At 62.2% G+C, this 13,417-nt stretch carries 11 protein-coding genes; 3 read left to right on the forward strand and 8 right to left on the reverse strand.

Annotation, left to right across the window (positions count from 1 at the left end; genetic code table 11):
• Positions 1 to 7: 7 nt before the first annotated feature.
• Positions 8 to 793: a response regulator gene (locus COW1_RS04550; protein WP_096366265.1), complete on the forward strand. Its 786-nt coding sequence runs from the start codon at positions 8 to 10 to the stop codon at positions 791 to 793.
• Positions 794 to 1,199: 406 nt separating this feature from the next.
• A complete protein-coding gene (locus COW1_RS04555; protein WP_201345568.1) occupies positions 1,200 to 2,567 on the forward strand; it encodes a WD40 repeat domain-containing protein in 1,368 nt (455 codons plus the stop codon).
• Between the two features lie 72 nt (positions 2,568 to 2,639).
• Here the strand turns inward: COW1_RS04555 and COW1_RS04560 are convergent, their stop codons facing one another.
• From COW1_RS04560 to rimP, 8 genes are all read right to left on the reverse strand, one after another.
• A complete protein-coding gene (locus COW1_RS04560) occupies positions 2,640 to 3,266 on the reverse strand; it encodes a hypothetical protein (RefSeq protein WP_201345569.1) in 627 nt (208 codons plus the stop codon).
• A gap of 176 nt (positions 3,267 to 3,442) precedes the next feature.
• The gene (pnp, locus tag COW1_RS04565) at positions 3,443 to 5,530 is read right to left on the reverse strand and encodes a polyribonucleotide nucleotidyltransferase (protein ID WP_201345570.1); all 2,088 of its coding nucleotides are present in this window, start codon (positions 5,528 to 5,530) and stop codon (positions 3,443 to 3,445) included.
• Between the two features lie 58 nt (positions 5,531 to 5,588).
• Positions 5,589 to 5,861, reverse strand: coding sequence for a 30S ribosomal protein S15 (gene rpsO / locus COW1_RS04570; protein WP_096366261.1), 273 nt, complete (start codon positions 5,859 to 5,861; stop codon positions 5,589 to 5,591).
• Positions 5,862 to 5,975: 114 nt separating this feature from the next.
• Positions 5,976 to 6,893 (reverse strand): tRNA pseudouridine(55) synthase TruB, encoded by a 918-nt coding sequence (gene truB / locus COW1_RS04575; RefSeq protein WP_096366260.1) that lies wholly within the window; start codon positions 6,891 to 6,893, stop codon positions 5,976 to 5,978.
• Positions 6,894 to 7,056: 163 nt separating this feature from the next.
• Positions 7,057 to 7,428: a 30S ribosome-binding factor RbfA gene (rbfA, locus tag COW1_RS04580; protein WP_201345571.1), complete on the reverse strand. Its 372-nt coding sequence runs from the start codon at positions 7,426 to 7,428 to the stop codon at positions 7,057 to 7,059.
• A 37-nt stretch (positions 7,429 to 7,465) separates the two neighbouring features.
• On the reverse strand, positions 7,466 to 10,003 hold the full coding sequence (gene infB / locus COW1_RS04585; protein WP_201345572.1) for a translation initiation factor IF-2: 2,538 nt from the start codon (positions 10,001 to 10,003) through the stop codon (positions 7,466 to 7,468).
• A 112-nt stretch (positions 10,004 to 10,115) separates the two neighbouring features.
• Positions 10,116 to 11,621: a transcription termination factor NusA gene (nusA, locus tag COW1_RS04590; protein WP_201345573.1), complete on the reverse strand. Its 1,506-nt coding sequence runs from the start codon at positions 11,619 to 11,621 to the stop codon at positions 10,116 to 10,118.
• A 38-nt stretch (positions 11,622 to 11,659) separates the two neighbouring features.
• Complete coding sequence (gene rimP, locus COW1_RS04595; protein ID WP_201345574.1) at positions 11,660 to 12,124, reverse strand: ribosome maturation factor RimP; 465 nt, start codon at positions 12,122 to 12,124, stop codon at positions 11,660 to 11,662.
• 611 nt (positions 12,125 to 12,735) lie between these two features.
• Here rimP and COW1_RS04600 point away from each other — a divergent pair.
• A complete protein-coding gene (locus COW1_RS04600) occupies positions 12,736 to 13,323 on the forward strand; it encodes an AP2 domain-containing protein (RefSeq protein WP_096366255.1) in 588 nt (195 codons plus the stop codon).
• Positions 13,324 to 13,417: the final 94 nt, after the last annotated feature.

The raw sequence follows: 13,417 nt of genomic DNA on the forward strand, positions 1-13,417 counted from the left end.
CCGCTGCATGGATATTACCCAGCTGTATGTACTGCTGGTCGAGCCATCCACCACCCAGCAACGCATCGTTCGCGACTGGCTTCAGGATTTCGGTATCGAACACCTGAGTTGCGCAGGCACGGCCGGCGAGGCGCTTACCCAGATCCAGGCAAAACGCCCCGATCTCGTCGTCAGCGCCATGCATCTGGCCGACCGGACCGGCACCGAACTGCTGCAGGAGATGCGTGGACTGTCCGCTGCGGAAGAGATCGGCTTCATCCTCATCTCCAGCGAGACCGGGTTTCGCTACCTGGAACCGCTGCGCCAGGCCGGTGTGACCGCCATCCTGCCCAAGCCCTTCGACCAGGAACAGCTCAAGCGCGCACTCTACTCCACCCTGGACTACCTGGAGCCTGGCACACTGCAACTGGGACACTACAGTGCCGAGGAGCTCAATCTCCTCCTGGTCGACGACATGCAGACCGGCCGGCGCTTCATGCGGCACATTCTTGAGCGGCTCGGCATCGAAAAAATCGACGAGGCCGCCAACGGCCGCGAGGCACGCGAACTCATCGACCACAATTTCTACGACCTGATCATCAGCGACTATTACATGCCCGAGATGGACGGCCAGGCACTGGTCGATTACATCCGCAACCAGAGCAGCCAGCCGGGCGTGCCGGTACTCATGGTCAGTTCACGCACCGATGAAAGCCGTATCGCCGCACTGCAGCAGAGCGGCGTATCGGCCGTATTCGACAAGCCCTTCGATGTCGAGACGCTGCGCCGTATGATCGAGACCGTGCTGGCCTGATCCCCGTCCGGGGCCTGCCCGACGAAATTTTGATGCCTGTCCGGACTGACCTCCAGGCTCAGCTGCAGCCGCCCCCGCTCGCCCTCTCCCACCATCCCTGCCCTGCCCGTGGTCCTGCCCGGATCGGAACGGCTGCAGGGTGGAAAAAACATAACACTCTGTTTATTAGAAATTAATCCTAACTCTGCGGCGCCTGCAACAGGGGCGTTGCAGCGCCCTGCCTGTCCTGTGTTCAAGTCGTCAGGAGAAATGCCGCTACCTGAACTAGAATCAGATGTCAAGGATTTGGCGCTCAAATCGCCCCGGCCGGGACAACCTGAAGGAAGTGTCAGTGCCGAGCACAACAACAACCGGAACTCAACGCACACGGGACCCACGGGCCCCTCGACCAGAGCGAGCTTTTATTATGAATGGCCTGAAATCTCTCTTTATTGTCAGCTTCGCCTTCGTCAGCCATCTCAGCCTCAATCAGGCCCATGCCGGCGCCGAGGACATTTATGCCGTACAGTTCTCCGCCGATGGCAGGCATCTGGTGACGGGTGGCTCCGGCGGCAACAGCCTCGAATATGACGAGAATTTCAGTGGCGGCATCAAGCTGTGGGATGTAAGCAGCGGCAAGCTGGTCAAGGCCTTCGGTCAGCAGGCGGATATACAGACCATCTTCGGTGAGCAGCACGGCCGGGTCGGCAAACGCCGCTGGAACATCCACAGCTTCAAGGACATCGTCGTCTCCGGCAACTATCCGGACGGCAAGGTGGTACTGCTGCCGAGCTCGCTGGGCCGGATCCAGGATCGCACCGACGTACAGCTGCCGGATCTGATCGGCGGTTATTTCAATCTTGACAGCAGGCAGCCGGCCCGCATCCCCTTGAGTGCCAAGCGTCAGGCCAGCGGCTGCGATGCGGAAAACGCCTATGAATTCGTCGGCCCCGTCGCCGCCTCTGACAACGGCCGTTATGCCGCCGTCGTCGTCAACACCTGTAAGTCCGAAAACGACCGTCCGGTGCCCATCGCCCAGTACGATTCCACCCTGCATATCGTCGACCTGCAGGACATGAGCATCAAACGCACAGTGGAAAAGCTGGACTCGGGGATCTACGCCATCGGCGTGGCGAATCACGGCGAGCGTGTCGCCTACGTGGGTCGCGACCAGTTCGCCGTACTCGACCTGAAAGATCAGGACAAGCGCGTCATCGAGGAATATCCCGATGCGGTGTATCAGGTACCACGCCAGTTCAGCACCCTTTACTTCAATGAAGAGGCCACCCGTCTGGTGTCCCTGCACTTCATCTATGACATCGAAACCGGTAACGAGAAAGAGCTGGCCTGGAGTGAGAATTCGGCCGTCAACAAGGGCCGCACTTCCTCTGTCAGTGTCTCACCCGATCTCAACTATTTCGTGCTGGTCAAGCCCAAGCGCTCCTTCATCACTTTCGACGAGAAGGGTCTGCCGCGCTCCTACGGCAAGGCCGACAAGGTCTTCGTGGTGGACGTCCAGACCGGCGAAGAGCGGGAACTGCAGGTAACCGACGCCCGCACCGAGGGCAAGCGCTGCGCCACCGATGTCTCGCCTGACAGCCGCCGCGTCGCCGTGGCCTGTGCCGGCGGTCTGATCAAGGTCTTCGACGCCAGTTCCGGAAACCTGGTGTGGGAACAGCGCAACGTAGGCTACAAGCGCCATGATCTGGACAAGAACCTGATCAAGGTACAGCATGATGCGCCGGCCCGGCCGCTGTATTCATACATCCAGACGATGCACACCCGGATGAACTGATCCCGGCGGTTCGCGGGGAACCGAAAATGCGGCTGATCGCTCAGCCGCATTTATTATTGCTGCGTTTTCGCCCTACCAGGCATAGGCACTGGATACCACCACCAGCCCCATTAAATACACAATCCAGGGCCACCGGTAGAACCGAACCCGCATGAACCAATCCAGAATCTTCATCCCCAGATAAATGAATACCATATATATCGGAATGACCTGAACCGATGTCAGGTGGAATAATTCGCCCGGAAGATAGTAGGCGTAGTATTCGCCCAGAAGCAGGAGAAACAGAAGATTGCCGCAGACTTCGTAGAACAGGGGGGCGTCAAGGCCTATCACGATCGCATAGATGCGGTCTCTGTTGAATTGCTTCGGCAAGCGTTTTGCCAGCACCTGCCGAAAAAAATACAGATGCACACCATAGACAGGCCAGATGATGAATGCCAGCAGGGAGATGTCGCCGTCATACAGGGGGAGGATCCGGTATTCCCACAGTTTGCGGCCAACCAGGGCTTCATAACCGGAATTAACCAGAATTTCGCAAGTTACCGCAACAAGAAACACGGTAGCGGCATACAAGCCGACTTCCAGTGCATCGATACGAAAGGGGCCGCGCATCAAGCGCCGGTTCAGCACCCAGGAGAACCCGAGAAAGATCAGGGCGCACAGGATACCGATCAGGAATACATGGGTATCAGTCTGCATTTTTGTTACCCCGGTTCACACAGAAAAAGGGGACCTGAAGGCCCCCTTTCCTGAGACAGCGATCGCCTTACCGACGTCATTCAGACAAAGCGCGTCAACTCCGATATTTCGAATACACCGTTGGGAGATAGCCGCGGCGCTGTCATGCGCTGCGCAATGACGCAGTCCCGCTTATATTACTCGTTGACGGCCTTCATGCTCAGGCGGATGCGGCCCTGCTTGTCCACTTCCAGCACCTTGACCCTGACCACGTCGCCCTCACTCAGCTTGTCGCTGACGTTCTGCACGCGCTCCTCGCAGATCTGGGAGATGTGCACCAGGCCGTCCTTGCCGGGCAGGATGGTCACGAATGCGCCGAAGTCCATCAGCTTGACCACCTTGCCCTCGTAGATCTTGCCCACCTCGACGTCGGCGGTCAGCTGTTCGATGCGCTTGCGCGCTTCCTCACCGGCGGTGGCATCGATGGAGGCGATCTTCACGTTGCCATTGTCGTCGATGTCGACGCTGGTGCCGGTCTCCTCGGTGATGGCGCGGATGGTGGCACCGCCCTTGCCGATCACGTCGCGGATCTTGTCCGGGTTGATCTTCATGGTGATGTAGCGCGGCGCGAACTTGGACATGTCCTCGCGCGGCGCGGAGATGACCTTGTTCATCTCGCCCAGGATGTGCAGCCGGCCCTGATGGGCCTGTTCCAGCGCCACCTCCATGATCTCGCGTGTGATGCCGTCGATCTTGATGTCCATCTGCAGCGCGGTCACGCCATCGCTGGTGCCGGCCACCTTGAAGTCCATGTCGCCGAGATGATCCTCGTCGCCCATGATGTCGGTCAGCACGGCATAGTTGTCACCTTCCTTGATCAGGCCCATGGCCACACCCGCCACCGGCGCCTTGATCGGCACCCCGGCGTCCATCATCGCCAGGCTGCTGCCGCACACGCTGGCCATGGAACTGGAGCCGTTGGATTCGGTGATCTCGGAGACCACGCGGATGCTGTAGGGGAAGCCTTCCTGGGGCGGCATCACCGCGGCCACGCCGCGCTTGGCCAGCCGGCCGTGGCCGATCTCGCGGCGCTTGGGCGAGCCCACGCGGCCGGTCTCGCCCACGCAGTAAGGCGGAAAATTGTAATGCAGCATGAAGTGCTCACGGCGCTCGCCCTGAATGGCGTCGATGATCTGGGCGTCGCGAGCCGTGCCCAGGGTGGTGACCACCAGGGCCTGGGTCTCGCCGCGGGTGAACAGGGCCGAGCCGTGAACGCGGGGCAGCACGCCGGTGCGGATGGTGATCGGGCGTACAGTCTTGGTGTCGCGGCCGTCGATGCGCTTCTCACCCGCCAGGATGCGATCACGTACGATGCGTTTTTCCAGCTTCTCGATGGCGGACTGCACGGCGGCCTCATCGAAGGCCGGATCGGCACCCTCGCCGCACAGCTTCTGGACGATCTCCTCGCGCACGGCATCCAGACGGCCGTAGCGATCCATTTTCTCGGCGATCTGGTAGGCCTCGGTCAGCGCCTCCCTGCCGGCGGCGGCCACGGCATCGGCCACGTCGGTATCGGTAGCGGCCGCGGTCAGTTCCCAGACCGGCTTGCCGGCCTCGGCCTTCAGCTCATTGATGGCGTTGATGGCCGCCTGGAACTGTTCGTGGCCGTACATGACCGCCCCGAGCATGGTCTCCTCGGACAACTCCCTGGCTTCGGACTCGACCATCAGCACGGCATTGGCCGTGCCGGCCACCACCAGGTCGAGTTGGGACTCTTCCAGCTGGCTATGGGTCGGGTTGAGTACGTAGTTGCCGTCGATGTAGCCGACCCGGGCGGCACCGATGGGGCCGTTGAAGGGCAGACCGGAGATGCTGAGCGCGGCGGAGGTGCCGATCAGGGAAGGTATATCCGGGTCGACTTCGGGATTCAGGGAGAGAACAGTGGCGACGACCTGGACTTCGTTGGTGAAATCTTTGGGAAAGAGCGGACGGATCGGGCGGTCAATGAGGCGGGATACCAGGGTCTCGTTCTCGCTCGGCCTGCCCTCGCGCCGGAAGAAACCGCCCGGGATCTTGCCCGCCGAATAGGTACGTTCCTGGTAGTCCACCGTCAGCGGGAAGAAGTCGCGCCCTTCCATCGCCTTCTTGTTGCCGACCACGGTGACCAGCACCACGGTCTCGTCCATGTTGACCATCACGGCCCCGGTGGCCTGGCGGGCGATCTCGCCGGTCTCCAGGGTTACGTTGTGCTCACCGAACTGAAAGCTCTTTTTGACTAAACTCACGGGCAGATCCTGTTTTGGCGGTTGTTCGCTGGTATCGCGCTGTTGTTCCAGTGGACGGTCAGCGACGCAGACCCAGACGACTGATCAGGTCCTGGTAACGCTTGGTGTCCTTGCGCTTGAGGTAATCCAGCAGCTTGCGGCGCTGATTGACCATGCGCAGCAGACCGCGGCGGGAATGGTGATCCTGCTTGTGAGCGGAGAAGTGGTCCTGCAGGTGGGTGATGCGCGCGGACAGCAGCGCAACCTGCACCTCGGGCGAACCGGTATCTTCCGGCGCCTGCTGGAAATCCTTGACGATTTCGCTCTTCTGTTCAGCCGACAGTGATGACATCTGTTTACTCTCTCCCAAAAATACGGATGTATCGAAGCCGCGTATTGTAACTTCCCCCCAGAGGGGCCACAAGTTCCAATCGCGGCAGAAACTTAGCCCACTCCGGAGGGCAGTTCAGCGGGCACCCATCAAGCGGCGGGGGGCGACCCGGCCGTCATCCAGGATCTGGCCCATGCCGAGGAAGCGGTCGCCATTCTGGTACATGCGCACCCATCCGCTGGTGGGGGCATGCGGCACCTGCACCGGCTGGCCCTGACGCACATAGTAGGCGGCATCGTCATTGAGCCGGACATCCGGCCACTGGGCCAGGGCGCTCTCGATCGGTAGCAGGAGCGCGTCCAGATCCTCGAAACCATCTTCAGACAGTTCCTTAAGCTTTTCCAAAGTCACCATTTTTTCGCTGTCATACGGCCCCACGCCCAGGCGCCTCAGGGCGGCGACGTGGGCGCCGCAGCCGAGCGCCTCACCGATATCCTCGGCCAGGGTGCGCACATAGGTGCCCTTGGTGCAGTGGACATCGAGGTCGAAGAAGGGCAGATCCATCGATTCGAGGATCAGCTTGTGAATGGTCACATGCCGGGGTTCACGTTCGACCTCCACCCCCTGACGGGCCAGCTTGTACAGCCGCTGCCCCTGGTGCTTGACGGCCGAGTACATGGGCGGAATCTGGACGATCTCGCCGCGGAAGCCGGCCAGCACTGACTCAAGGCGGGCAGCGTCGATGCCCTCGACCGGCCGGGTCTCGGTCACCTCGCCCTCGGCATCGCCGGTGGCGGTCTTCTCGCCCAGCTTGCAGCGCACCTGATAGTGCTTGTCGGCATCCAGCAGAAAGCCTGAGGCCTTGGTCGCCTCGCCCAGACAGATGGGCAGCAGGCCGCTGGCAAGCGGATCCAGGCTGCCGGTATGCCCGGCCTTGCGGGCCTTGAACAGTCGTTTGACGCTCTGCAACGCCTCGTTGGATGTGATACCGGTGGGCTTGTCCAGCAACAGGATGCCGTTGACGTTTCTGCCCTTGGGACGATGACGCGCCATCGTTGTCTCTACCTCGGCTGTGAATGATTCATGAAACTTGATCGTAGGTCGGGTTAGCGCAGCGTAACCCGACATTTCTGCGGCCAACGTCGGATTACGCCCTGCGGGCTGATCCGACCTACGCTACTTTGGTGGATTACGTGGCGATTTCCCACAGGCCCTGCTAGTCCCGGTGCCGGGCCTTGTCCTCGGTCACGGCCTGCTCGATCAGCGCATCCAGGCGGCTGCCGCGTTCGATGGACTCGTCATAGACGAAATGCAGTTCGGGAACGGTGCGGGTCAGCATGCGCCGGCCCAGTTCCCGACGCAGGAAACCGGCGGCCCGTCGCAGCACCTCCAGCGACTGACGCTGCACCTCGGCATCACCCAGTACCGTTATGTAGACCTTGGCATGGCTGAAATCGCGCGACACATGGACTGCCGAGACGGTGGTGATACCCAGGCGCGGATCCTTGATCTCCTCGCGCACGAGCATGGCCAGTTCTCGCTGGATCTGTTCGCCGACACGGCGGGTTCGTGGATAGTCTTTGGGCATAGGCGTACAACGGGCACCGGCGGCGGCCGCGGACGGATCAGACCGTGCGGCTCACCTCGGTACGCTCGAAGACCTCGATCTGGTCGCCGGGCTTGACATCATTGTAGTCCTTCACGCCGATGCCGCACTCGGTGCCGGCCCGCACCTCGCTGACATCGTCCTTGTGGCGGCGCAGGGACTCCAGCTCGCCCTCGTAGACGACCACGTTGTCGCGCAGCACGCGGATGGGCGCGCTGCGCCGGACCACACCCTCGACCACCATGGAACCGGCGATGGCACCGAACTTGGAGGAACGGAACACGTCCTTGACCTCGGCCAGGCCGATGATCTCCTCGCGGATCTCGGGCGAAAGCAGTCCGCTGATGGCCTTCTTGACCTCGTCGATAGCGTCGTAGATGACACTGTAATAGTGCAGGTCGACGCCCTGCTCCTCGACCAGCCTGCGGGCGGCGGCATCGGCACGGACATTGAAGCCGATCATGATGGCGCCGGAGGCGGCGGCCAGGTTGACGTCGGACTCGTTGATGCCGCCGACGCCCCCGGAGACCACCTTGACCCGGACCTCGTCGTTGGACAGTTTGGTCAAGGCATCGCGTAGCGCCTCCAGGCTGCCCTGAACGTCGGCCTTGAGCACCAGGTTGACGTCGCTGACCTCGCCCTCGCTCATCTGATTGAAGACCTCGTCCAGACGCGCCTGCTTCTGGCGGGCCAGGCGGGTGTCGCGGGACTTGTCCTGGCGGAAGCTGGCCACTTCGCGCGCCTTGCGCTCGTCCTTGACCACCATGACATCATCGCCGGCGTTGGGGGTGCCGGACAAACCCAGCACCAGCGCCGGAATGGTCGGACCGGCCTCTTCGATCTGCTCACCCTTCTCGTCGAACATGGCACGCACGCGGCCATACTCACTGCCGCTCAGGATCACGTCGCCCTTGTGCAGAATGCCGTTGCGCACCAGCACGGTGGCGACCGGACCGCGCCCGCGGTCAAGGCTGGATTCGATGATCACGCCATTGGCCGGGCAGTCGATGACCGCCTTGAGTTCCATCACTTCGGCCTGCAGCAGCACCGCCTCGAGCAGCTGGTCTACGCCCTCGCCGGTATGGGCCGAGACGTTGACGAACTGGGTGTCACCGCCCCAGTCCTCGGGGATGACCTCGTGCTGGGCAAGTTCGTTCTTGACCCGGTCCGGATCGGCCTCGGGCTTGTCGATCTTGTTCACCGCCACCACCAGCGGCACGCCGGCGGCCCTGGCGTGCTGGATCGCCTCTTCGGTCTGCGGCATGACGCCGTCATCGGCCGCCACCACCAGGATGACGATGTCGGTGATCTGGGCACCACGCGCGCGCATGGCGGTAAAGGCCGCATGGCCCGGTGTATCCAGGAAGGAGATGCTGCCCTTGTCGGTGTCGACGTGATAGGCACCGATGTGCTGGGTGATCCCGCCGGCCTCGCCCGCGGCCACCTTGGTACGGCGGATGTAGTCGAGCAGCGAGGTCTTGCCGTGATCGACGTGGCCCATGATGGTCACGACCGGGGCGCGGGAAACCCGTTCGCCCTCGACCTCGGTCTGGACCAGTTCCTCCTCGATCTCGTTCTCACTGAGCAGCTTGGGCTTGTGGCCCATCTCCTCGACGATGAGCTGCGCGGTTTCCTGGTCCAGCACTTCGTTGATGGTCGCCATCACGCCCATCTTCATCAGCACCTTGATCAGCTCGGCGGCCTTGACCGACATCTTCTGCGCCAGTTCCGCGACCGTGATGCTCTCGGGGATGCCGACCTCGCGCACGATCGGCGCGGTCGGCTTCTCGAAGCCGTGCTTGTCGGAACTGCTGAGCGAAACCGACCTCTGGCGCGATTTCTTGCGCCGCTTGCCGCTCTTGTCGGCGGAGACGTGCAATTCCTCGCGGCCGTACTTGCGGCTCTGCTTGCGGTCTTCATCCGTGGCCGCCTCGGCATGGCGCTTGTGCTTGGGCTGCTTCTTGCCCTTGCCCTTGTCGGCTTCCGGCGCGGCGCCCGGCTTGGCCTCGGCGGCCTGCTGGCGCGCCTGCTCCTCGACGATGCGTTGAGCCTCGGCCTCGCGCGCGGCCGCTTCCTCGGCCTGCTTGCGTTCGGCCTCCTCACGGGCCTGGCGCTCGGCTTCCTCCTTCGCCTTGCGTTCTTCCTCGGCCTTGCGTGCGGCGGCCTCCTCGGCCTCCTGACGGGCGCGTTCCTCGGCCTCGGCCTGGAGCCGCTTCTCCTCTTCCTCCAGGATGTCGCTGCGCTTGACGTAGGTGCGTTTCTTGCGCACCTCGACCGTGACCGTCTTGGTCGTGGTCGTGCGACCCTGGGCCGAGGGCACCTTCAGTTCACTGTGCGTCTTGCGCTTGAGCGTGATCTTTTTCGGCCCGGACTCTTCCTGCTTGCCCAGCTTGCCGTGGCTCTTGCGCAGATAGGCCAACAATTCCATCTTCTCGTCATCGGAGATGGTGTCGTCCGCGCCACCCACACTGATCCCGGCATTGCCGAGTTGGGTGAGCAGGCGGTCGACCGGAATCCCGACGACTTCAGCGAATTGTTTGACTGTGACTTCCGACATAATTTCTCTCTTCTCCCGAACGGTCATGGCGCCATGACCGGCTCCCTCACCCCACCCTCTCCCTGAGGGAGAGGGGGACAGAGAGCGCGCTGCGCGCGGTTCTATTGCCTGGTTAACCCTGCTGCTCTTCCGCGAACCAGGGTGCGCGCGCGGCCATGATCAGGGCGCCGGCGCGATCTTCGTCCATTTCCTCTGCGATTTCCTGCAACTCGTCGACGGCCAGCTCGGCCAGGTCCTCCTGGGTGCATACACCCTTGGCCGCCAGCTTGTAGGCCAGGTCCTGGTCCATGCCCTCCAACTCGAGCAGATCCTGGGCCGGCTCGGTGTCCGGCATCTGCTCCTCGCTCTGGATCGCCTTGGTCAGGAGCACGTCACGGGCACGCCCGCGCAGTTCCTCGACGATATCCTCGTCGAACTCCTCGACCTGAACCAGCTCCGAGGCCGGCACATAGGCGATCTCGTCGATGCTGGAAAAGCCCTCCTGCACCAGGATGGCGGCGATCTCCTCGTCGACGTCCAGCTGCTCCATGAACATCTGCTGCAGCTGCTGAGCCTCCTGCTCGCTCTTCTGCTCGGCGTCTTCCACCGTCATCACGTTGAGCTCCCAGCCGGAGAGCTGGCTGGCCAGGCGCACGTTCTGGCCGCCGCGGCCGATGGCCTGCGAGAGTTGCTCCTCCGCCACCGCGATGTCCATGCTGTGGGTATCCTCATCGACCACGATGGAGACCACCTCGGCCGGCGACATGGCGTTGATGACGAACTGGGCCGGGTTCTCGTCCCAGAGAATGATGTCGACGCGCTCTCCGGCCAGTTCATTGGACACGGCCTGCACGCGCGAGCCGCGCATGCCCACACAGGCGCCGACCGGATCGATGCGCGGATCCAGCGAACGCACGGCGATCTTGGCGCGCAGGCCGGGATCGCGTGCCGCGCCCAGGATTTCGATCAGTTCCTGGCCGATCTCCGGCACCTCGATGGTGAACAGTTCGATCAGAAACTGCGGCGCGACGCGGCTGACGAACAGCTGCGGGCCGCGCGGCTCGGAACGCACGTCGACCAGGAAACCGCGCAGGCGGTCACCCGGGCGAACCGACTCGCGCGGGATCATCCACTCGCGCGGGATGAAGGCCTCCACGCCCTCGCCCAGATCCAGGTGGACATTGCCACGCTCGACCCGCTTGACGGTGCCGTTGACCAACGTGCCCTTCTTGTCCTCGTAGGCCTCCACCACCTGCGCCCGCTCGGCCTCGCGCACCTTCTGCACGATGACCTGCTTGGCGGTCTGGGCGGCGATGCGGCCGAATTCCTCGGACTCGATCGGCTCTTCTATATAGTCGCCCACCTCGATGCCCGGCTGCAGCTGCTGCGCGCGGGTGTAGAGCACCTGGTAGTCGGGGGATTCGAAATTCTCATCCTCGTCGTCGACGACCAGCCAGCGGCGGAAGGTCTCGTAGTCCCCCGTCCTGCGGTCGATTGCCACGCGCGCATCGATGCCGCCGCCGTGACGCTTCTTCGTGGCGGACGCCAGCGCCGCTTCGATGGCCTGGAAGATGATTTCTTTATCGACGCCCTTCTCGTTCGAGACGGCGTCGACCACCATTAAAATGTCTTTGCTCATGACTGCCTGTCTCCGACTGGCTACCCGAGTCGAAAAAATTACCCCTGAAATTCAGGGACCAATCGTGCCTGCTCGATCTGATCCAGCGGCAGGCACACTTCATTGCCCTCGTCGTCGACGATGACGACATCCTCCTGCCGCAGTCCCTGCAGCAGGCCGGTGAACTTGCGCTGCCCGCCCACCGGCAGACGCGTACGCAGCTTTACCCTGTTGCCCCGGAAGCGCTCAAAGTCCGCGGCCTGGAACAGCGGCCGGTCAAGCCCCGGGGAGGAAATCTCCAGGCTGTACTGGCCCGGCACCGGATCCTCCACGTCGAGGATGCCGCTGACCTGATGACTCACCGCGGTGCAGTCGTCCAGCGTAATGCCGGCCTCACTGTCTATATATATACGCAGCACGCTGTGTTTGCCGCTGGGGTGATACTCGATCCCCACCAGCTCGTAACCCAGTGCGCGCACCGCAGGTTCCAGCAGTTCCCGCAGCTTGAACGGATCATTGCGCATCTTTTCGCCGTGGTCGCCTTGCCCTGTCCGCACCGTTCAACCGGCACGCCGCTGTCGCAAACAAAAAATGGGCCTACGGCCCACTCCAGGTGCCGGCCTGTTCCTGAATACAAGATAGCAGGCGCGGATATGAAAAGACCCCGAGAACGGGGCCACCTTTCACCTCAATCCCGGCTGCCAGGCTCGACAACCAACGCGGATTATAAAAGTCTCTGCAATGACTTGCAAGACAACAGCTTAGGATAATCATCCCGGCCCGGGCGTCGGGCACGACCCCAGCCGGTGCGGTTTATACCAATACAATCATGGCGTTATGGATCCTGACGGCCGCCCCGGGCGGGGGCGTCGTGGATACACCGTCCCCACGCCCGGCGACACGGCGGCGACATGTCCGGTCACAGCGGCCGCGTCGACGGCACATCCCTCCACCCATGCATGCGACACGCATGACATGAGCGCAAGTTACATCATTACCCATATCCTGTTATAATTGAGCGCTTTCACTCTAACAACAATAAATTGATCCCGATGCGGGTGCGCACGGGGCACAGGGATGGAGACAGAAAGAATATTTTGCAGTTGTCAAATCAATTCAAGAGGCCGACAAATCCATGCCTTCAATCAATACCGTCATCAAGCAACTCGGAGACACCTACCTCACCATCGCCGACTACCACAACTCCAAGGGTGTCTGGGTACGCATCGTCAAGAATGGTGAGCTGCTCGAACCGGCGTTCTTTTCCCTGGCCCAGTATGGCTCGTTCGACAAGGCCAAAAAGGCCGCCATCCGCTACCGCAACCAGCTGGTGCGCAAGTACAACGTGATTCCGCGCAAGCTGCGCGCGGCCGGGCCCTATGCCAACTATCGCGAAACCGATCCGCGCAACTTCACCGGCGTTGTGGGTGTAGGTCTGCAGCTGCACGAGAAGGACGGTTACTACCATGCGACCTGGAAGGCCCAGTGGTACCGCAAGGACACCGGCCTCAAGACCCGCAGCCTGTCGATCGCCAAGCACGGTTACAAGACAGCCTTCCGCACCCTGGTCAGGAAGCGGTTCGAGGAAACCGGCCAGGACGTCAAGCGCCTGCCGAGCGCCCCCGATCGCAAGGCGATGGCGGCGCACCTGAAGGAGCGCCTGGGTCCGAAATGGCGCAGTCTGATCAGCCCCAAATGGGACCAGTGGTGGGACGGGCGTTGAGCGCGTTCTGACATCCCGTGATAAAAAACGGCCCGTCATTCGACGGGCCGTTTTTTTGTGGAGCGGTTTTGGCTGTTTTCAAGCGTAGGATGGG

Source organism: Thiohalobacter sp. COW1 (assembly GCF_016629505.1).
Taxonomy (GTDB): Bacteria; Pseudomonadota; Gammaproteobacteria; order Thiohalobacterales; family Thiohalobacteraceae; genus Thiohalobacter; species Thiohalobacter thiocyanaticus_A.